The organism is Achromobacter insolitus, from assembly GCF_002209555.1.
GTDB lineage: Bacteria > Pseudomonadota > Gammaproteobacteria > Burkholderiales > Burkholderiaceae_B > Achromobacter > Achromobacter insolitus.
In genome coordinates this window covers 691,492-712,370 of sequence record NZ_NJIF01000002.1, presented here as the reverse complement: position 1 = coordinate 712,370, position 20,879 = coordinate 691,492, and the positions used below count along the sequence as shown (strand labels likewise).

The 20,879-nt window shown below is 57.2% G+C and carries 16 protein-coding genes, 1 tRNA gene and 1 pseudogene; 12 read left to right on the top strand and 6 right to left on the bottom strand.

Features of this window, described 5'->3' with window-relative positions; translation table 11 throughout:
- Positions 1 to 142: 142 nt before the first annotated feature.
- On the bottom strand, positions 143 to 2,041 hold the full coding sequence (gene htpG, locus CEY08_RS08820; protein ID WP_042795347.1) for a molecular chaperone HtpG: 1,899 nt from the start codon (positions 2,039 to 2,041) through the stop codon (positions 143 to 145).
- A 134-nt stretch (positions 2,042 to 2,175) separates the two neighbouring features.
- Positions 2,176 to 3,579: a DKNYY domain-containing protein gene (locus CEY08_RS08815; RefSeq protein ID WP_076817367.1), complete on the bottom strand. Its 1,404-nt coding sequence runs from the start codon at positions 3,577 to 3,579 to the stop codon at positions 2,176 to 2,178.
- Positions 3,580 to 3,750: 171 nt separating this feature from the next.
- Here CEY08_RS08815 and CEY08_RS08810 point away from each other — a divergent pair, with 171 nt between their 5' ends.
- The 4 genes from CEY08_RS08810 (at position 3,751) to CEY08_RS08790 (ending at position 7,430) form a co-directional block, all read left to right on the top strand.
- Positions 3,751 to 5,139: a uracil-xanthine permease family protein gene (locus CEY08_RS08810; protein ID WP_042795349.1), complete on the top strand. Its 1,389-nt coding sequence runs from the start codon at positions 3,751 to 3,753 to the stop codon at positions 5,137 to 5,139.
- Between the two features lie 120 nt (positions 5,140 to 5,259).
- Positions 5,260 to 5,344, top strand: a tRNA-Leu gene (locus CEY08_RS08805).
- 423 nt (positions 5,345 to 5,767) lie between these two features.
- On the top strand, positions 5,768 to 6,394 hold the full coding sequence (locus CEY08_RS08795; protein ID WP_076817365.1) for a hypothetical protein: 627 nt from the start codon (positions 5,768 to 5,770) through the stop codon (positions 6,392 to 6,394).
- A gap of 223 nt (positions 6,395 to 6,617) precedes the next feature.
- Positions 6,618 to 7,430, top strand: a complete 813-nt coding sequence (locus CEY08_RS08790) for a DUF5677 domain-containing protein (RefSeq protein WP_126389516.1) — start codon at positions 6,618 to 6,620, stop codon at positions 7,428 to 7,430.
- A 241-nt stretch (positions 7,431 to 7,671) separates the two neighbouring features.
- On the opposite strand, the gene CEY08_RS29780 is transcribed toward CEY08_RS08790, so the two are convergent.
- From CEY08_RS29780 to CEY08_RS08775, 3 genes are all read right to left on the bottom strand, one after another.
- The gene (locus tag CEY08_RS29780) at positions 7,672 to 8,292 is read right to left on the bottom strand and encodes a PIN domain-containing protein (protein WP_076817361.1); all 621 of its coding nucleotides are present in this window, start codon (positions 8,290 to 8,292) and stop codon (positions 7,672 to 7,674) included.
- Entirely contained in the window at positions 8,282 to 9,430 is a 1,149-nt protein-coding gene (locus CEY08_RS08780; RefSeq protein WP_088607628.1) for a helix-turn-helix domain-containing protein, read from the bottom strand. The genes CEY08_RS29780 and CEY08_RS08780 overlap by 11 nt, the downstream gene beginning before the upstream one ends.
- A 533-nt stretch (positions 9,431 to 9,963) precedes the next feature.
- Positions 9,964 to 10,653, bottom strand: coding sequence for a metallophosphoesterase (locus CEY08_RS08775; protein ID WP_076817358.1), 690 nt, complete (start codon positions 10,651 to 10,653; stop codon positions 9,964 to 9,966).
- Positions 10,654 to 10,712: 59 nt separating this feature from the next.
- On the opposite strand from CEY08_RS08775, the gene CEY08_RS08770 reads away from it, so the two are divergent.
- The 6 genes from CEY08_RS08770 (at position 10,713) to CEY08_RS30140 (ending at position 18,115) form a co-directional block, all read left to right on the top strand.
- Positions 10,713 to 11,024 (top strand): hypothetical protein, encoded by a 312-nt coding sequence (locus CEY08_RS08770; protein WP_232033787.1) that lies wholly within the window; start codon positions 10,713 to 10,715, stop codon positions 11,022 to 11,024.
- 659 nt (positions 11,025 to 11,683) lie between these two features.
- The gene (locus CEY08_RS08760; protein ID WP_076817356.1) at positions 11,684 to 11,917 is read left to right on the top strand and encodes an antitoxin VbhA family protein; all 234 of its coding nucleotides are present in this window, start codon (positions 11,684 to 11,686) and stop codon (positions 11,915 to 11,917) included.
- A 111-nt stretch (positions 11,918 to 12,028) separates the two neighbouring features.
- Positions 12,029 to 13,315 (top strand): ABC-three component system protein, encoded by a 1,287-nt coding sequence (locus CEY08_RS08755; RefSeq protein WP_126389513.1) that lies wholly within the window; start codon positions 12,029 to 12,031, stop codon positions 13,313 to 13,315.
- The gene (locus CEY08_RS29775; protein ID WP_076817353.1) at positions 13,312 to 13,794 is read left to right on the top strand and encodes a three component ABC system middle component; all 483 of its coding nucleotides are present in this window, start codon (positions 13,312 to 13,314) and stop codon (positions 13,792 to 13,794) included. Before CEY08_RS08755 ends, CEY08_RS29775 begins: the two co-directional genes overlap by 4 nt.
- Positions 13,791 to 15,812, top strand: a complete 2,022-nt coding sequence (locus tag CEY08_RS08750) for a DUF3732 domain-containing protein (RefSeq protein WP_076817351.1) — start codon at positions 13,791 to 13,793, stop codon at positions 15,810 to 15,812. The genes CEY08_RS29775 and CEY08_RS08750 overlap by 4 nt, the downstream gene beginning before the upstream one ends.
- 152 nt (positions 15,813 to 15,964) lie before the next feature.
- Positions 15,965 to 18,115 (top strand): nuclease-related domain-containing protein, encoded by a 2,151-nt coding sequence (locus CEY08_RS30140; protein WP_076817349.1) that lies wholly within the window; start codon positions 15,965 to 15,967, stop codon positions 18,113 to 18,115.
- A gap of 504 nt (positions 18,116 to 18,619) precedes the next feature.
- Here the strand turns inward: CEY08_RS30140 and CEY08_RS08740 are convergent.
- Complete coding sequence (locus tag CEY08_RS08740; protein WP_232033786.1) at positions 18,620 to 19,231, bottom strand: fimbrial protein; 612 nt, start codon at positions 19,229 to 19,231, stop codon at positions 18,620 to 18,622.
- Positions 19,232 to 19,735: 504 nt separating this feature from the next.
- On the opposite strand from CEY08_RS08740, the pseudogene CEY08_RS08735 reads away from it, so the two are divergent.
- Both CEY08_RS08735 and CEY08_RS08730 read left to right on the top strand, forming a co-directional pair.
- Positions 19,736 to 20,128, top strand: a pseudogene (locus CEY08_RS08735) (HD domain-containing protein); the annotation flags it as partial.
- A 77-nt stretch (positions 20,129 to 20,205) separates the two neighbouring features.
- On the top strand, positions 20,206 to 20,832 hold the full coding sequence (locus tag CEY08_RS08730; protein WP_076817347.1) for an HAD family hydrolase: 627 nt from the start codon (positions 20,206 to 20,208) through the stop codon (positions 20,830 to 20,832).
- The last annotated feature ends 47 nt before the right edge of the window (positions 20,833 to 20,879 follow it).

The window sequence follows — 20,879 nt, the reverse complement described above, 5'->3', positions numbered from 1 at the left end:
TCGCGAGCGTTTGGGTATTCGTATTGATCCACCGGCCAAGGCCTGCCCGGACAGAGCGCTTGGGAAACTGTGCCGAACGCCCATCGCCAGACGAAAAAAAGGCGCTCTGGAGCGCCTTTTCTTCTTCCTACCCGCGTCGGGCTTACTTCAGCAGCAGCGCGTTCAGCCGCTTCACGAAGGCAGCCGGGTCGGCGATCTGCGCGCCTTCGGCCAGCAGCGCCTGATCCAGCAGCAGGCGGGCCCACTGGTCGAACTCGCCGTCTTCAGCCGCGCGGATACGCGCCAGCAGCGGATGCTCGGGGTTGATTTCCAGCACCGGCTTGACGTTGGGCGCTTCCTGGCCGGCGGCCTTGAGCATGCGCAGCAGATGCGGGCTGAGTTCGTTCTGGCCCACCACCACGCAAGCCGGCGAATCCACCAGGCGCAAGGTCACGCGCACTTCCTTGACCTGATCTTCCAGCGTCTTCTGCAGGCGCTCGACCAGCGGCTTGAAGTCCTCGGCCACTTCGGCCTGGTGCTTCTTTTCTTCTTCGTCGGCCAGCTCGGCCAGATCCAGGCCGCCCTTGGCCACCGACACCAGCGACTTGCCGTCGAATTCGCGCAGGTAGGAGAGCATCCATTCGTCCACGCGGTCCGACAGCAGCAGGACTTCAATGCCCTTCTTGCGGAAGATTTCCAGATGCGGGCTGTTGCTGGCCGCGGCAAACGTATCCGCCGTGACGTAGTAGATCTTGTCCTGGCCTTCCTTCATGCGCGACACGTAGTCGGCGAAGGACACCGTCTGAGCCTGATCGCCCGTATGGGTCGACGCAAAGCGCATCAGCTTGGCGATACGCTCCAGGTTGGCGTGGTCTTCGCCGGCGCCTTCCTTCAGCACCTGGCCGAACTCGGACCAGAACGTGGCGTAGTCGTCCTTGCGGTTTTCAGCCAGGTCCTCCAGCAGCGACAGGATGCGCTTGGCCGAGCCTTCGCGGATGGCGCGCACGTCGCGGCTTTCCTGCAGGATCTCGCGCGACACGTTCAAGGGCAGGTCGGCCGAGTCGATCACGCCGCGCACGAAGCGCAGGTACGAGGGCAGGAGCTGGTCCGCGTCGTCCATGATGAAGACGCGCTTGACGTAAAGCTTCACGCCGCGGCGGCCGTCGCGGTCCCAGAGGTCCATGGGCGCGTGCTTGGGCACGTACAGCAGCTGGGTGTATTCGCTGCGGCCTTCGACGCGGTTGTGGGTCCAGGCCAGCGGGTCGTCGTAGTCATGCGACACCGTCTTGTAGAACTCGCGGTACTGCTCCTCGGACACGTCGGCCTTGTTGCGCGCCCACAGCGCATTGGCCTGGTTCACCGTTTCCAGTTCGTCGGTCTTGACCTGTTCGCCCTTTTCCTGATCCCACTCTTCCTTGGCCATGCGGATGGGCAGGGAGATGTGATCCGAGTAGCGGCGCAGGATCTCGCGCAGCTTCCAGCCGTTAAGCAATTCGTCTTCGTCGGCGCGCAGGTGCAGCGTGACGTCCGTGCCGCGCGTGGCCTTCTCGGCCGCGGCAATGGTGAATTCGCCCTGGCCGTCCGATTCCCACTGGATCGCGTCCGTCGCGCCGGCGCGGCGGCTGACCACGGTGACCTTGTCGGCCACGATGAAGGACGAATAGAAGCCCACGCCGAACTGGCCGATCAGTTGCGCGTCCTTCTGCTTGTCGCCGGTCAGTTGCGAGAAGAATTCCCGCGTGCCGGAACGCGCAATGGTGCCCAGATTGGCCACGGCCTCTTCACGCGACAGGCCGATGCCGTTGTCGGAGATGGTGATGGTGCGGGCGGCCTTGTCGTAGCTGACGGTGATGGCCAGCTCGCCATTGCCTTCCAGCAGTTCGGGCTGGTCGATGGCCTCGAAGCGCAGCTTGTCGCAAGCGTCCGATGCGTTCGACACCAGCTCGCGCAGGAAAATTTCCTTGTTGCTGTACAGCGAATGGATCATCAGGTGCAGCAGTTGCTTCACCTCTGCCTGGAATCCCAGGGTTTCGGACGTGGAAGACGTGGCGGTTTGGCTCATAGTTCTACGTGGCTAGGTAAAAATTAGGGACGGTTATTGGCGGCCGGGGCATTCTGCCCGCGCGGACGCCGGGAAACCCTACTGATGTGGGGGCCAATCGCGCACTTTCAAGAGCGGGCGAATATCCGCCCCGTTCAAAAGATCGAGAAGATCTTGCGGTAGCGCGTCTTGGCCTCCAGCACGGTTTCGTGCTGCGGCACGGCAAGCTTGCCATCCCGGATCAGCTTGCGGATATCAGCCGCGGTGATCTGCCGGGTCTCTTGCGAGCGCAGCAGGAAATCCGCCGCCGAGCGGTCCAGAATCCGATAGATGGGGTTGAAAACGAGTTGTGTGGGGCCCAGCTCGTCCAGGTAGTAGAGCGCCTCGCCCTTCTGCCAGACCGTGCCGAAGTCGTGATACACGACGCCCAGCTTTTTCCATTCCCCGTCCGGCGCGTCTTGCAGCCGGTTGATCAGCGTGGAACGGGAAATCAACCCGCCACCTCCGCCCCGAGAGGACCGCGCCCACGATTCCTGCGCGCGCAGGAACAGCACCTGCCGGCCGTCCGTGTACACGTAGGGCGACAGCTCGGTGTACCCGCCCGCGGCAAAAGGATCGTCGCCCGCGCGCTCCACCTGGCGCGTCTGCGTGTTGTAGAAATAGATGCCGCCCTTGGCGGCGAACAACGCCTGATACACATGGCGGCCGCGCTCATTCAGCAGGCGGTACGGCGCGTGCGCGGCGTCAAAGGCCTGCGCCCCCACGTACACCATGCCGTCGCGCCCGTCGTACAGATAGGGCTGGCGATACAGGTCGCCCACCATGAATGCGCGCAACGCGGGATCGTCCGACAGCGGCAGCAACTGCTCATGGAAATAGACACGGCGCCCGTCGGCAAAGAAATCATCGCTGGGCCGCACATCGCCGTCCCGGCCTGCGGGCACGCGCCGCAGCAGGGCGGGGTTTGCCTGCGGCATTTCGCGGCCCCGGTAATACACGCGCGAACCGTCCGTGGCCAAGTCGCGGTCCAGCAGCGGCCGGTAGGCCTGGGCACTGGCCGGCAGGGCCGCGTACGGATACAGATAGGTCTGCGGCTTGGGGCCCGCGTCCGCCCGGAACCGCAACTGCTGCCAGACCTCGTCCAGCCTGCCCAGATCCCGGTTCAGCACGCTGTGCAGCGCGCAGTAATACGTGACCGCCCCGTCGCTGAAATAGCTGTTGCCCAGGTAGCGCGTCCGCGCCGGGTCCATGTCGGGCAGCACCCGGTTGCCGCAATACACGTGGCGCCGGTCCCGGGCCGCCTGCCGACCCTCGAAAACCCCGGTATCGAACGCCTGGAAACTCGCCGGATCGGCCTGCTCCACGCGGTAGTAGCCATTGCTGGGAACGGCAGCGTAGACGTCGCCCTGATAGTTCTTATAGATGCTGTTGCCGTACGACTGTCCGCGATCGACGGCCGCGAAATTGTCGCTGTCCATCGTCCACAACAGCAGGCACATCGGCAGCACGGCAATGATCAGCACCAGCGCGATCACGGCCCATTTGGCGCGTTTTGACATGGGGTGACGGACCGGCGGCAAAGTGATCCGGCCCCTTGTTGGAGTCCAGCGATTCTAACCAGCTGGCTGCCGCCCGCCACCCCAAGAGCCCCGCCCCGGACGCCGGCGGGCCTTCCCCGCTAAAATCCCGCACTTTCCTCCCCTTCCCCGCCCCTGGCCGGCCCATCCGCCATGCAACCCGCCTCCCTGACCCAACCCGTCCCCCACGGCGCGTCCGACGCCGCCCCCAGCCACGACCTGGTCTACGGCCCCGACGACCGCCCCGCGCCTCTCGTCACCTTCGTCGCCGCCCTGCAGCACTTGCTGGCCATCCTGGTTCCCATCGTCACCCCCGGCCTGCTGATCTGCCAAGCCCTGGACGTGAGCACCCGCGACACCACCCTCATCGTGTCCATGTCGCTGGTCATCTCCGGCATCGCCACCTACGTCCAGTGCAAACGATTCGGCCCCTTGGGCGCCGGCCTGCTCATCGTGCAGGGCACCAGCTTCAATTTTGTCGGCCCGCTGATCGCCGGCGGCTCGGTCATGGTCAAGCAAGGCACGCCGGTCGAAACCGTCATGGCCGCGATCTTCGGCGTGGTCATCGCCGGCTCCTTCGTCGAAATGGGCATCAGCCGCATCCTGCCCTTCGTCAAACGCCTGATCACCCCGCTGGTCACCGGCATCGTCGTGCTGCTCATCGGCCTGACCCTCATCAAGGTCGGCCTCATCAGCATGGGCGGCGGCTACAACGCCATGGGCAACGGCACCTTCGCCAGCGCCGAGAACCTGACCCTGTCCGGCCTGGTCCTGGGCACCATCATCCTGCTGAACCGCGTGCCGATCGTGTGGGTGCGCAGCACCGCCCTGGTGCTGGCCCTGGCCGTCGGCTACATCGCCGCCGCCTACATGGGCCGCCTGGACTTCACCGGCGCCCGCGAAGCCGCCCTGTTCCAGATCCCCACGCCGCTGCACTTCGGCCTGGGCTTTTCGTGGGCCTTGTTCGTGCCCATGCTGATCATCTACCTGGTCACGTCCCTGGAAGCCATCGGCGACGTCACCGCCACCAGCAAGGTCTCCAAACAGCCCGTCGAAGGCCCGCTGTGGATGCAGCGCATCAAAGGCGGCGTCCTGGTCAACGGCGCGAACTCGCTCCTGGCCGGCATCTTCAACACCTTCCCCAGCTCGGTCTTCGCGCAGAACAACGGCGTGATCCAGCTGACCGGCATCGCCAGCCGCCACGTCGGCGTGTGGATCGCCGGCATGCTGATCCTGCTGGGCCTGTTCCCGGCCGTGGCCGGCATCCTGCAAGCCGTGCCCGAGCCCGTGCTGGGCGGCGCCGCCATGGTCATGTTCGGCGCGGTGGCTGCGTCCGGCATCAATATCCTGGCCGGCATCCAGCTGGACCGCCGCGCACTGCTCATCATCGCCGTATCCCTGGCCCTGGGCCTGGGCGTGTCGCAAGTGCCGGAAATCCTGTCGCACCTGCCCCATGCCGTGAAGAACGTGCTGGAGTCGGGCGTGGCCACCGGCGGCATCTGCGCCCTGGTGATGAACTGGTTCCTGCCCGAGAAAAAGTAAGCGGCAACACCGCGCCAGGGGCCATTTGCGCCCCTGGCCTGACAATTTTTCTCAGACCGCATATAATCGCCGTCTTCGCTTCTCCCGCGACCGTCACCTGGACGTGTCCGCGACCTCCTAGCCCGGGTGGTGAAATTGGTAGACGCAGGGGACTCAAAATCCCCCGCCGCAAGGCGTGCCGGTTCGATTCCGGCCCCGGGCACCATCTTCAAATCTTCTGCTAATTCAAACCGTTAGAAGATTTCGCAGTACAAGCCCCGCATCGGGGGATTATCCTAGCATTGTGGTCAGGTCAAGTTTCGGTCCGCGTGTTCACCGAGTCACTTGCCAACCCCTGCGCCCGCCCGACACCGAACTCGCGTTCTTCGGCGCACCCAGCCAGGATCCCATACGACGCCCCTACCCGTTCGACAAAGCGTGGCCCGATGCCAAGCAAGCAATGGGCCTTAAGGATTTCCGCTTTCACGATCTGCAGCACAAGACTGTTAGCCGGTTCATGGAAGCCGGCTTGAGCGATCCGGAGGTATCCGCCATCAGCGGCCACAAGCCGATGCCAACAACGCATAATCGCTCCATCGCGTTGCCATAATGAACAACCGATAGTCTTAATCTACAGAGGAAGCTAGTTTTGCATACCGCTATCAAGATCGTCGCCATCAGCAGCCTTGCACTTACCCTTGCCGCGTGCGGCAGCGCCAAGGACGCCAACAAGAGCAACTTCAGCAAGGCCATACAGGCATACCTGGACACTCAGAAGGGCCTGTGCGCTGCGATTCCTGGAAAGGGCTTTCCGTTCACCGTGGCGAATCAAGACATGCTGGGCGGTCAGAGCAAGAAGCGCGCCGACGCGCTGGTCGATGCCGGACTGCTGACAAAGCGAGACACCGAAGTCAAAGCCATGTTCGGCAACAAGATGGAGCCGGCCACCGAGTACCAAATCACTGACACCGGCAAGAAATTCCTCGTCGCCAATGGCGCCAGCACGCTGGCTGGGCAAGAAGCCTTCTGCACCGGCAAGTACACCGTAGTGGAAGTGAGCAACTTCACTGAACCCAGCGACATGATGGGCGTAAAGCTGTCGCAGGTGAACTACCGTTATAAGGTAGAGGGAGCAGATGGCTGGGCCAAATCGGAAGGCATGCGTGCCAACTACAAGAATTTTGCGGAACAGACCCAGGGAGATATACAGGGCAAGGCGGCTGTCATCCTGACCAATGAGGGATGGATGCACGAGCGCTTGTTTAAGCGCGGATAAACCACCCTGAGTCAGTTCTAAAACGAAAGGCCTTTCACCTATGGGTGAAGGGCCTTTTCTTTGGGTCTACGCCGAGCTGCGGGGAGGTTGGGGGTGCAGAACGAACCTTTCTGGCCATTGCTCCTGACCCAAAGCGCTCGTCCGATTTTTTTTGCGCCCGCCCCCTCACGCGCCATGCTAGCACCTCTAAAATCGACGCTTTACCGACTAATTGAGGTGCTCAATGAGGAGTCTACTGCCAGATGGATTTCTGTCGCCCAATGTAAATGCTTGGCGGCAAGAGGTTCGCGAAAATGCAGCGGATTGGTTCACCCTTGTTGAGGACATCAATCGTGCCTCAGTAGCCATATTAGTTACCTTGGCTCCCTCAAGTGGCTCAGATCGGGAGCTGGGAGCGGCCGCTATGTTTGCTCGAGCGTTACAGTCTTTCGAGGCGGTGATTTTGCTGACGGAGCGTGGCATGCTGGCAGACGCCGGTGCACTTGCACGCAATGTCGTAGAGAGCGCAATTTATCTTGGCGGCCTAGCCATGGTTGCGGATTTCCCCCAGAGAATGGCTGCATCAAACAACGCTCACTTTGCTTCCATGGCTGCAGCTCTGGCAACTCATCTTGAGGAGGACATGGGAGACGTGCAAGCAGCTGCGGATATGCGCACGCTGGTAGATGACGTCAAGGCCAAAGGTCATGTCCTCAAGGATATTAAGCTCCTTCAGTTGGCAAAAGAAGTTGGCCTCGATCCCTTATATCAGGTGGTGTATAGAAAGCTGTCAGGGGATTCGGCTCACGCCTCTTTAGAGTCTATGAATCGACATTTAGTACGAAATGCATCAGGACGCATTGAGAAGCTAAAGTTTTCACCCCAACGAGATGGGCTTGAACAAATTTTGTCAGCTGCTATATCTGCTTTTCTGGGGGCTCTGGAAGTGCTCTATCTGATCTTCGCACAAGACAACATCAGGCAGACCATCGATATCCACAACACTAGGCACCATGCCCTCTCGCGTCCAAAGGCAAATGAGGAATCCTTTTGGTAGTGAGTTTCCGTTTCGCGCCGAGAGCCGCCTCATGATGGCGAAGGCCGCTCCCGACCGAAGAAGCCTACCGATTGCAGCCCACTGACAATCCGCTTTTGGTCGATCTCGGTCTGACGTCGGAGCACGAAGTGCGGAAGATATCGCGGGATCATAAGAAAGCCGAGAGCGTGGCCTGCTGTGGCATCCGAGTTGAAGGAGCAGTTAGTAGCCATGTCGCTTTAACAACAATTACCGATGATTCTCATTCTGAATTCGTGCCAGCCGTTGGCGAAGACAGGGTTGCGCTCATGCTGGTCATCAGCCGGCAACGCATTGCCTCATCGAACGTCTGATTAAAAAACGGAGTTAGCGGTCTTTTCTCGAAACGCTCGTGCTCTTTGATGACCTCATCGTGATCAGCGCCGCCCAAGTGCTGGTGATAGTGAAGGTAACCATAGAGGCGAGGCGTGGTTTCCACCGACAATCCCAAGTTGTTCTGCGCGTACCTTCTGGTCAGTTTCTCGTCAGTCATTACCGCAATATTGCGGATGCGATAAGCGGCAGCAATACACGACAGCTCCCCGGACCCGAGCTTGCCCGGCGCTCTTTCTGATACGGTGAGCAAGTCATCCAAACTACACTCCTGCACAGGAAATCTGCCTTTTGCTCGATTGGAGACCAAACGCCCCATGAGCTCTTGCTGCTCAGGTGTGATATTCGGGCGAGGCTTGTGCAGGCATTCATAAAGTACAACAGGCGTAATGCAGAAATGCAGCTTCGCCTGAATGGCGGCTTCGTTCAGGCGCAGTGAAGAAAGCATGTTCCAAACCGCGCAGGTATCTACCACGGAAACAACAGCGAATCGTGCCGGATCAAAGCTCATCAACGATGCTCCGGCCGTAAAGGATGGAAATTTCTCGTGTCTCCTTGTGGTCGGCTAACAAGGCCTCCCCTAATCGACCAGCCGAAATCAGCCCTTGTTTGTGGGCCTCGAAACACAAGCCCACGTAGTAATCTGACAGGCCGCGCTCCATTAACTGTAGTCGGCGGTTCAACTGAGTAGCGTTGAGATAGTCGGGGGCTTCAGGATCAACCTTTTCTGCCATCGGCACGCGTGCCGAGCGAATTAACTTTGCAGTGCCTTGGCCAACAAGTTGGGCATCTAGCAAGGCATATGACAAGGCTTCCGTGCTGACCTTAAGCGTTTGTGCCCAATGTTGAGCCAGCGCCGTATCCCAATGCTGATTCCTGGGGAGCAGTTCGGGGGGCATCAGATAACAGGAGGCAAACCGATTCGCCCGTATCTCTTTCAGGTCTTGTCGGTCGTATTTGGAGCTATTCCGCTGGTAGCTGACGCTGGCCGCCTCGGTGGAATCAAAAATGGCATGTGCAGCCTCGTGGCTTGCGGAAAACCGCTGCCGGTAAATGTCTTCTTCGTAATTGACCAAGATGCAATGGCCCGCAATGGGATGCTCAATGTAAAGGCCGGAAATTTCTGAGTTAGCCAGTCGACGCCGAAAAACATGCAATCCGATGCTGCGAAAGTCTGAGTAAATATCCAGTCGAATTTGCTTTGCGCTGTACCCCATTTGACGCCGTAGTGCCTTTGCTGCCTGCTCCCCGTGCGATTTCATATGGGTGCCGGTAGGTCTAAACGGGAATTGGGTGACGCCACCACCAAGCTCCTTCTCAAGAGTGGCCTCAATCTCACAGAGAAACAAGAATTCCTGAATTGCTCGCCGATCTCTGGGAGTAAATGCTTGTCCGTATCTACGGTAAAGGATATCGGTCTGTTTGAACGGCTCTGGGCGGCTTGGATCGACAAAGTCACGAAAATCACGTGCATAGTAGTTAGCAAGGATCAGCAGTTCGTCGCCGGAAGGCACCTGTTGACCGGCTTCGATGCTTGCGAGCCGTCCGGCTTCAATGCCAGTCTGCGCTGCGGCTTCAGCAAGTTCAACAGATTGGAGCCGGCGTGCTTCTGCAAGCCGAGTCGAGATCAACACAAGATCAATCTTCATGTCTTGCCTTCTAGATCGATATGAACATTGAGCGAATCGGGTGCCATTCTATGAGGCAAAACTTTGTTTTAGGGCGACAGTTCTGTCGCATAACGTTGGAATGTCAGATAACTTGTCCTGCAAGTCACTGTTTGGATGCAGGAGCCACGTGCCAGGCAAGATAACAAGACAGGAATAGCAGCGGCCGACAGATTAGTGGGCTGATGCGCCCCATCTGGCACACAGGCGGAGAGCATACCGCCTCGCTTGGATGGCCGCTATCCGGATTGGATGGTCAGTGACGGCTTGTGGCCGAACTCGGCCGTATCTCTTCCGGAGCGAATCATCCCCGCCTACGCGGCGACCGAGTGGCGCGCAAGAGCATCAGGTCTTCAGGCAGGCTGCTACTGCGCAATCTCGAAAACGTCAGGCGAGAAGCCTTCCCCGGAAATCGGCGATGAACCTTTTTTCGCATATCAGATCACTTCTCTGATCCGCCCGTTTGCGGGGCCTTTGAAGGCTGGTCCGTGTACTCCAGAGGTAGCAAAATGGCATTAGCACGGCCACAATTTCAGCGTATGCAAGTCCAGCAACGTAAACCTCCCCTCATCCTGCCATCCACCTGTATCGATGTAGTAAACGTTGCCAAGCTGCGCAGGCTCGTGTAGGGTCATATGTCCATGGACCACCGCACGTACATTGCGGACAGGCTGGGAATACTGCATTCGATAACGATCTACGGACCATAGGCAGGCATCTTCGTCCTCTGGACTAAAGGTAGCGCCGTGAATAGCCTGCCAATCGTCATAGGGGAAGTCGGCATGAACCATACCGACTACACCACTAGGCGTTTCTACCTCGATAGCCAGCGGCAAGGCGCTCAAGCAGGCCGCAATGCGTTCACGAGCATCGATAACACAGGCATCCAACCATCCGCCGCCGTGGACACGATGATCGACGTCCGGAATCGGATCGCCCATCGCCCGCCGCCACGTCATCAAGTCGTGATTCCCACAGATCGCGTGAAACCACGGGCGCTCCAACCATTTCAGAACATCGGCCGATTCAGGGCCTCGGTCTACAAGGTCCCCTACGGAAAACAATCGGTCCTTTTCTGGCGAGAACTTTACGGCAGCCAGCGCGACTTCAAGCCGACCAAAATGACCATGGATGTTCCCCGCCGCAAAATCACGGCCGTTGGCATTCAATTGAAAACACTGGACTCGGACATTACCGGGCGTCATTCCAAGATTCCATATAGTTCCCTAACGACTTGTTCTGCATACCCGTCATGATACGTGGAGTGCAGATCATCGTTCTTGCCTTGACCGTCTTCTTGGCACAGAGAAAAACGAGTGGTTTCGGTGACAAACTGGCTGGCGGCATCGCCTTTGACGCGGTGACATTCAAGAGCATGGCGCAGGATATTGGCAACGTGGTGAATTCCAGAACGACTCGCCGCGATATGCAGTCGGGCATGATGGTTACTGCTGGCCGAACCAACCACATGATCGCAGGCAACACCATGTGGAACCCAGCCTATCGGCAACACGTCTTGCAGAACATGGGCAAGAACTGGGGGCCGGCAACGGGCGGCTCCGTCAACGGTAAGTGATGTGCATGTTGCGTCCGCATCGGCCTCGCCATCAGCGAGGCCTTTTCATTTATGGCCGCACATATCTCCGCGCTACGCTTGGGCAACCCCTTCGGTTGCATCCCGCGTCCGTTCTTGCCGGACTGGCCGCGGGGGCAGGCCCAGCGGCTTCGCCTTGTTCCTCCCCCCGGCCGACAGGCTGCATGGCTTCCAGAGGCATCAAGGGTGAAGGCTTCGCCCGGGATCCTCACCCGTTCCCTGCGCTGCGCTTCGGGCTGCGGCTTCCGGTTCCGCCCTTGACGCCTCTTCCGGCCAAACGGCGTCAGTAGCGGTGCTATCAAGCGGATGACGGGTCAAGGGGTTGGCGCGGCCCGCAGCCCACAGGGCGAGGACAGGGCCCCTTGACGCGGCAGGAGCGCCCTACGCTATGCCCCGGGGGTAAGAGCTCCGGGCCAGAGGCCTGCAACCCCTGCTCCCGAGGCTCCCGCCGGCGAGGGTGGAGAGTCCAGAGAGGCAAAGCAACTTTGGAAACTACGGCTAGTATGCAGCCGATACTGGCGTCCATAGCAGGTAAAACAAGAACAAGACAATTTCAGCGCGCCATCTCTGTAGCTACGTGTACCTAAACCAAATTACCCATACTTCTTGTAAGATCGAGTTACCTACGGCAAGGAGGCACCATGGCAAGCACGGGTAAATGCAGGCAACAGCCCCACAAAACCATATCGGATACCGAACGCAGCCGCCGGCAATCGGCAGTTAACTATGCGCGGGCCTCCGTCGGTCTAGAAGGTTTCTCGCTCAGTGAAGCAGATGAGGCCCACGCTCAGCGTTTCGTCGATGGTCAGATAAGCCTGCAAGAGTTTGTGCAGCCGCGCGCTGATGCATTGGCGCTTCCAAAGTCTTCGTCATGACGAAGAAATTTTGGATTTGGGGACTAGTCAGGATAGGCTGTCGCCGGGATTTGCAATACATGCGCAATTGAGTAAGTTCAATATGACGGTATAGATGCAGGCGTGTCTGTTTTGAACTGGCTGATTTCGGCTTGGAGCGGATATCGTCACGCGTCAAAGGAAGGAGACGGTTTGGGTTCTTCGGAAAACGGTCTGGATGGCAGCCACTCTGCAGCCGACGCGGCGATGGGGTTTTACTACCAGTCGCTTTACGGTCTCCTGCGTATCGTCAGTGCGCCTGATGATGATGCTGCCATTTGTCTCGAGCGTCTGGATGACATCGAGATTCTCGCGAATGGCCAGTCGTTGCTGGCTCAACTCAAGCACTCTCTGAGCACCGCGCCGCCTCCGGTGACCATCAGCTCGGTTGCACTGTGGAAAACGCTGAAAGCCTGGATAGACGTACTCCCAAAACTAAGCCTCAACGAAACGCAATTTCAGCTGGTGACGGTGGCGCCGCTTCCCATAGGCAGCCCGCTTGAACCACTTCGTGATCTGAGTACTCCTCGGGACGAGCTTCTTGGGCTTCTAGAAATTGAGGCGCAGCGCGTCGTGGACGAACACGATGCAGCCAAAATCGTTGGCAAAAGTCCGTTTCCCCACGCTCAACGTGTGCTGTGCTGCGCAGCATTCTTGAACCTCCAAAGCAATGCGCGAAGGAATCTGCTTTCCAGAATCACGATTCTGCCAAGCGCCACCAACATAGAGAATATCTCGGAAGAAATCGCTAAAAGGCTGAGCAATTTTCCGCCCAGTCGTAGGAATGCGATTACACAACGGCTGATGGAATGGTGGGACCTTCAAGTTGTTCACTCGTTCTGTGGAAAGCGAGTGAGAGTGATATCGATGCTAGAGGTTCAACAGCAAATAATCGAAATCGCGGGCCAACTTGAGCGAGACGAAATCCTAGCTGACTTTGAGTTCAAAGCGATGCCTGAAGGCCATACACCACCGTCTATGATCGCTAGGCAGCTTCAGCTTGTCAGGTGTACCAAAACGGAAATTCAAGCTGCGGAGCGCGAGGAGTGGAGGGCCAGGTCGCAGCGACACAAGTGGATGAGTGAACGGGTCGATATGGCGGTTCGCATCGATCAATACGATCAAATGTTGATTGAAGAGTGGGCATATAAGCATGGTATAGCGGTAGAGCAGCACGCAGCCTCTTCGGCAGACGACAAGTGCAGCGCCGGTCTTGGAATCTTCAGATGGTCTTTCGAACAGGCTCACAGGCACGTGTCGCCCTTCGCACCAAACTGGAATGCCAGCTATTACGTACGTGGCTGCTATCAGGTGCTGGCAGTAGAGCTGAGTGTCGGCTGGCACCCTGACTTTAGAGACCTGTTGTTGGAGAAGCCGTGATCAAAGCACGCGACATCTTCGCGGAGACCAATCCGGCGTTCTGCTGCGCCGTTTTCTCGCGATTCTGCTCCGCTTATCAAGAGGCACAGCTTGCAGGACAATATCCAACGAGTGCATTGGTTTACCTAATCGTACCAATTGCAATATCGGAGGAATTTGCGACCACCTTCGTGGGCTGCAATAAAGATACTGGGCTTTCAGTTTGGCTGAGTCGACATCCAGAGGTGACGGTAGATATTTCCAAAAAGGTCAACCTGACGCTTGAGATAACGACTAATGCGATCCGCTTCGGCTGCATTGCTGGGAAGCTAAGACTCACGAGCAATGGCGACTTAGAGTCACTACTGGAGAGCATGCCTACGGCCGTATCAGGTGGGATCGCGGCGGGCGCATTGAAGCGAGCTCGACTACTTGGCATTTGGATGGCGGCAATGGGCTCTCCGAGAGCGGTTTTTGAAGCATTTGGAGTTTCGGTATGAAGCGATGGAACATCGCGAACATCTTCTTCATTGGAGAGGAAGACGCGTTCCGCATGATCGAGCTAAAAGCGGAACGCGTGAACGTCATTACAGGCGCTTCTGGCACGGGGAAGTCTGCGGTCATCAAGGCATTGGACTACTGTCTTGGCTCGTCCAAGTGTCAGTTACCCGTTTACGTGAGACGTCGCTGTGTGGCAGTCGGTGTCAAGTGGGTGCGCGGACAAGACGAGATGATTTCATGTCGTCAAGTTCCACTGGTCGGCAAAGCACCGAATTCCTACATGTACGTGACTACAGGCCGGAATCTGAAAATTCCCCGCTCGGTGGAAGAATTCGAAGGCCGCGGTAATGTGGCCTCCGGCAAGGCGCGGTTGGGTGCTGCATTCGGTATTGAATCAATCTCGGTGAATGAAACTGAAGAACCCGGACGAGACTCCCCAGACCGGCCTTCAATCCGCCAGTTCACCCCTTACGTCTTCGTGACTAAAGAAGTGATCGATAGCGAAACAGTACTGATGCACGGACTCGATGACGCTCGTAAAGCACCGCTCATCATCGCGACTATGCCGTATTTTTTGGGAGTGGTAACGAGTGAAACCGCCGCAGCAGAAAGGCGGCTTCGACAAGCACGCAGGGCTTTGGAGTTAGATATCGCGCGCGAGAATGCTCGAGTCGCCAAGAACAGTCTTGTCAAGCAAAGAGCCCGAATTCTTCTCCAGGAGGCTGAGCGACTCGGTTTACTTGAAAGCGTGCCCGATCCGGCTGATGAAGCAACGTTGATTGAAATGCTACGACGGTCTGCAGGGTCGAATGAGGTTGCAACGCGATACCCCGGCTCTGAGCAACTCGATGATCTTCAGGAGCAACGTCGGTCCACCATCAGAGAGTTAAACCAGGCCAAACGTAAGCTGAGGGCTCTACTCTTGACGGAGCAGGAGTCCAAAGACTACGAGGCAGCAGTGACAAGTCAAGAGCAGAAGTTGCTGATAGCAGAGCATCTGAAATTGCTGGATATTCCCCATACATGCCCTATATGTGAATCCAATACTGCAGCCGGCACCAACGTAGCCGCAGCCATTAAGCGATCATTAGAAACGATTCGGGCCGAGTCAAGCGCGGTTGGACGTTTGCGACCGCAGATCAGTGAGGCTGCCGAATCGCTGACCAAACGTATTGAGGAACTGAGTAATCGCCTGCGCGAACTGGACGCCAGTGTTACTTCCGTTCTAAGCCAACTCGCACAGGCGAAGCAGTTCGCTGATCTGGCTCAGGTGCGGTCATTCTTCCAAGGTAAGGCTTCGTACTTCCTCGAAACGGTTGACGATCATCTCCTTCGCACTGCAAAAGATTTGAGTCAGCAGAAGGAGGAGATTGCAAAACTGGAAGCATTGGTGGATGCAGATAACCGCCGGATACGGATGAGGCGTGCGGAGGAGGTGGTGTCCAGATATGCGTCCGAAGCGTTCTCGAAACTGCCCAAGGTTGAGCCTTGCGTCGATGCTGAACTCCTTTTTTCGGCTCGCGAGCCGCAGGTAAACATCATTGAAGCTGGACCGGAGGGAGCAGTTCTTGCAATGGCGGACCTCGGATCTGACCAGAATTGGCTTGCCGTTCATGTAGCGCTGGCCTTTGGCATGCAGAGATATTTTGAGAAAGCACATAGACCAGTTCCCGGTGTGATAGTGCTGGATCAGCTCAGCCGCCCATACTTCCCAAATCAGACTCGCGACACCGAAGAACTGGATGACGACGAAGCGGATGAACTGAATAGCGACACAGATGAGGAGCGACCAGACGAGATATCTGTGAAGGCTGGCGATGAAGACTACGAAGCCATGCGTCAGCACATCGATTTCTTGTTCGAGGAGGTGCAGATACAGAACGGTCTCCAGGTACTTTTGCTTGAACATGCTTACTTTCCCCTTGACCCCCGCTATGTTGCAGCAACTAGGGAGCGCTGGACTCGCGCTTCGGGGAAGGGGCTGATTCCTCGCGAATGGAAACGGCGCCGAGCTTAGGGGCAGGTACGTGGCTGCATTTGCCGCGAAAAGAACACAGTCATCGCGTCTTGGTGGGCTGAATTGCCACTTTAGGTTGGGAGCATCAGAGGCAGCGCACGGGCGACATTCGTGATTGGCCAACGAGAGTTGAGAACAAGATAGGAGAAGCCATGGACAAACCACGAGAAGAGCTCCGAATCCTTGAAGATCTGACTAAGTTAGTTGGATCTCCGGGATATGCTCATGCACTCGCAAAAATCTGTCATCGGGACAACATCATCTATGTCCAAGGCAAGCTGGCGCCGTCCGACATGGACCGATTATTCAGTAGAGAGCGCCTCATACGGACGGAGCTGACGACACTAATTGGCCTGATGGTAAAAGGGCCGTTGGACCTGTCTCTACAGACAACTGATGTGATTGAGGGCTACGTCACGCGCACCGATGCTCTTTTGCAGGAACTGCATAACTCGATGTCCCACCCGATGTTTGCATCTATGGTCGAGGCGCTCAAGACGGGTGCCGAACCGCCAAATCCATGGCACGGCCCAGGGATGCGGGAACCCATTTTTTATGGCACCGAGTCAGCTTATGCCTTCCAGTACAGGGACCTTGTGCCTGAGAGGTACGGAGCCGATGACGCATGGATGCTCAAAAACAAGGGTTTTGCATCCGGCCAAGCGAGGACTATCGCGAGGGCTATGTGTGCCTTGATGGACAAGAAGGGGACGCAACTACTCGCAGACGCCCGAGCGGCGAGCGCTCCTCCCGTGACTTGGTTGCCTGCATTCGAGTTCTCGCTGGATGAGGTGGCGTTTCATAGTGGCGTTGATAAAGATATAGTGGAAGCCTTCTTCAGCGCGTTCCTCTTTGCGGGCGATAACTCTGGGTTCAAGGAGGTCGGCGACTTCAACGAGGTAGCTGCGCGGCCGCTGCTACCAACCGACCGTGGAACTGTGCTTCTCTTCTCGCACTACGCCATTTATGAAGCGCTATACGAATCTCCCTTCTTTTGGATGTGGAGCGACAAGGCTTACCGTCCCACAGCCGCCAAGCATCGCGGCGCCTTTACCGAACAGTTCGCTGCACGCCGCTTGGTTAAGGTTTTCGGTCGTGAGCATGTCCACACGAATGTGAACCTGCATCGTGGCAAGGACATTGTGGGTGAAGTGGACGTTTTGGTTATATATGGAGACCGGCTTATCATCTTGCAGGCGAAGGCAAAGAAGCTCACCATCGCTGCGCGCAAGGGGAATGATAACCAACTAAAAGCCGACTTCGCTGCTGCCATCCAAGATTCGTATAACCAAGGTTGGCTATGCGCGAACGAGTTGCTTGCCGGCGGATGCCGGCTTTTGGATGACAACAGAAATGAAGTCGAGCTTCCACCGAACATAAAAGAGGTATTCCTGTTTAGCCTCGTGTCGGAACATTATCCAGCGCTGGCCTTTCAGGTTAGCCAGTCGCTAAAGTATCAGACCACCAGTGCCATCCGCCCTCCGTTCGTGATGGATGTGTTTCTTCTCGACACGATGACGGAGATTCTGGCAACACCTTTGCGATTGCTCGGCTATGTGAAATTGCGCGTTGCCGTCTCTGACAAGCTGATGAGCGGCCACGAGCTGACCGTGCTTGGCTATCACCTTAAGCAGAATCTCTGGCTGGATGACAAGCACGATCTCGTCATGCTTGAGGATTCTATCGCCCAGGACCTAGACACAGCTATGCTGGTTCGAAGGGACAATCTGCCTGGCGATGACACCCCCGAGGGCATTCTCACGAAGATGCGCGGCACTCGTTATGAACAGCTCATCCAACAAATCGAAGCTAGGGCAGACCCAGCGACTCTAGAGCTTGGATTTCACCTGCTTTCCATGGACGAACATACATGCAGGAACGTCCATCGCGTACTCGAAATAATCACGAAGCAAGCGCGAATCGACGGCAAGCGGCACGACGTTACGCTCGCATCTAGCAACCCACCTTGCGGAGTCTGCTTCCATTGCAATCCAACGCTATCTCCAGAAGCCGTTGCTGTGTTGGAGACGCACTGTGCCAAGCGGAAGTACCAGCAGCGCGCAGCACAGTGGTTTGGAATCTCAGTGGACCCGACTGGGCAAGTCCAGTTTGGCGTAACTTTGGACAGTCCATGGGAAGCTTCTGAAGAAATGGAGCAGCTGATCGCTGACATGAAACCGGCATCAAAAGTACGCGATGCTCTTCCCCTGCTTTCTAGACAGGTCAACCGCACGAAACTTGGCCGGAATGATCCATGCCCGTGCGGTAGCGGTCGAAAGTACAAGAAGTGCTGCTTGAATTAATCACGAGGTGCTTGCCTAGAAGTCGGTGCACTATGGCTGCACAACAGATGACTGCTCAACCATTAAAATTCGCAGAGACAGTCAAATCGGTTGATTGGAGACTTTGAAGATTTGAATGGTCGCGACATAGCTGAGAGCGCTATTTCGTATTTCATGGCCAATGGACTGCAACGAGTCGGTAACGGTCGTGCAGCCCTGACAATTCCTCTTCAGTACTGAACTGAAATTTCGGTACGATACAGGTACAGCGACCAGTTTTCACCAATTCAGGCAAAATACTCTAACCTACTGATTTTAAACTGGTTTTACCTATTTCAACCTACGCTAGAATTCGCCCCATTTCCCTGTAGAAACACTGTAAATCGCCAACTCAAAATCCCCCGCCGCAAGGCGTGCCGGTTCGATTCCAGCCCCACACCAAAATTCAAAAAGCCGTTGACCTTACCGCCAACGGCTTTTTTCCTGTTTCTGACCTCGACCAAGTTTTCTGCTTCAGAAAGTGCCCTACATGTAGCTCATGACGAACGCGATTTCGCTGTTCGCGGTTCCTGCCTTGTAGACGCGTTCGTTGTAAAGCCGGTAATAGTTTGCCTTCAATGAAATCTGGAAGGTGCCACCATTCTTGTCGTAGGCGCTGAATGCATGCGCAGTGTCCAAAGCAAGTGGAACATCATCTCCATTTCGAATCTGCAGGGCAATGCCTACAGCGCTGGAGCCGTCATTCAAAGCAACAATGCCCTGACTAGCGTCAACCACTGGCGTCACAGCCTTGAGCTTGTAGCTCACATTACTAATGCCTGGCGGGCAGTTGTTCAATGTGAGGTTGAAAGAGACCGGCTGGGTTCTACTGCCTGGGCCGTCGAAATCCGACGACGTATAGTCATTGCCCATCGCCACACGAACATCGGGCGACTCGCAAGAAATGGGAACAACATGGATGGGATTGCTGAGCCCAAGTCTTACCAGAGGTACACCTGCGCCCTTCAAGGCGCCCAAATCGCCCGCCTTGATAGTCGAGCTAGACTCAAGACTCGAAACTTTAACGATTTCCAGGGTGGTGAGACCACCACCGATGGTGTAGTAAATCGCATTCGCAAGGGGATACGGAACTGGCATGGGCGTGCCGCTTGGGAATCTCCACCGAAACGCAAGATTGGAAGCCCCAGTAGGGAAAAGAGAGCCCCTCGCAGGCTGCGTTCCACGTCCCGGGGCAAGATGTATCCCGTAAATCGCCCCAATGCCGCATTCGAATGACACCTTAGGCAGCCACATCCGCTCAGAGTAGAGAACCGTACCGTCGGGCGTATCGCGTGGTACAGAAAGAGTCCGCGGACCGCTGTAGTCCAGTAAAGGGCTATCCGCAAGGTAACAAACTGTCGCCTGAGCCGTGCTCGAAAGGCCTAGTAGGCAGACCGCCACTCCCGCTGGAATCATCAAGTGCATACCAAATCGCTTCATTTCTAAGCTCTACCAAAGATTCACCCACGACCCACAGCGTTACAGATTGAGCTAGAGCAGCGTGTCAAAAAGATTTAAGTGAATTTAGCGGCACCGTTCCGGATGACACATCAGACAGACCTGAAATCTGCCCCATCCGGCGTGTCGAACTTCCGAAACGCGGTCATGCAAATGCTGTTGTTGCATGACATCGTCGAAATCGACGTGGGCGATTTTCCGATACATGGCGGCGCATCTGCCGACATGCAGGCGGAACAGGAAGCCGCGGCCGCGAGGCGGATTTTTGGCTTGTTGCCGCAGCCGCAAGCCGCCGCATTCCTGGATCTCTGGCTGGAATTCGAGGCTGCCGAAACCGAGGATGCGAAGTTCGCCAAGGCGCTTGACCGGTTCCAGCCGCTGCTTATCAACGTGTACACGGACGGCGGGACGTGGAAAGAAAACGGCGTGTCGCTTGAACAGGTGCTTGCCCGCTATGGACCCGTCATTGCCAGAGGCGCCCCGCAACTATGGACGGTTTGCGAGGAATGGGTATCCCGGCATTTTCAGGGGAAGTAGGCACGCGGCGGACTACAATTCAGCCACTGAAATCGCAGTCAAGACGCCTGTTGTGGTCCTGACGAACCGGAGGCCCGATGCCGATAAAGGCCGTCGCATTCGACGTATTTGGAACACTGGTCCGCATTGAGCGGCCTACCCGCCCATTTCGGAAGCTGGTCCGGCTGCTAGGGGAAGCGGGTCGCGAGCGGCAAAGCGACGACGGCGCCAGGGCCATGAGCAACGATCTTGATCTCAGGCAGGCGGCCAGCCTGTTTGGCGGCAGGGTCAGCGAGGAGGCCCTGCTCGCGCTGGAGGCCGACCTGCACGATGAAATCCACTCGATCACCCTCTTTCCTGACGCGGCACCCACCTTGGCCGCGTTGAAGGACCGGGGAATAAAGCTGGCGCTCTGTTCCAACCTTGCCGCGCCCTACGGGCCGCCGGTATTGAAGCTACTGCCCGTACAACCGGAGTTCTGCGCCTGGTCGTATGAGGCCGGCGCGGTAAAACCCCAGGCCGCGATCTATCGCTACCTGTGCGACGGCCTGGCGTGCCGGCCCGAAGAGGTGCTGATGGTCGGAGACACCCTGGATGCCGACATGGAAGGGCCCCGGCAATTCGGCATGCATGGCTATCACCTTGATCGGCGTGGCACGCCAACGCAGGGCCATGGGTCGCTGCAAACGCTGACCGAGGTCTTGCGTCTTGTCGATCAACATTGAACCGCTGCTTGGCCGTGCACGGCATGCGTCCTGGCGCCTGAGTCTTG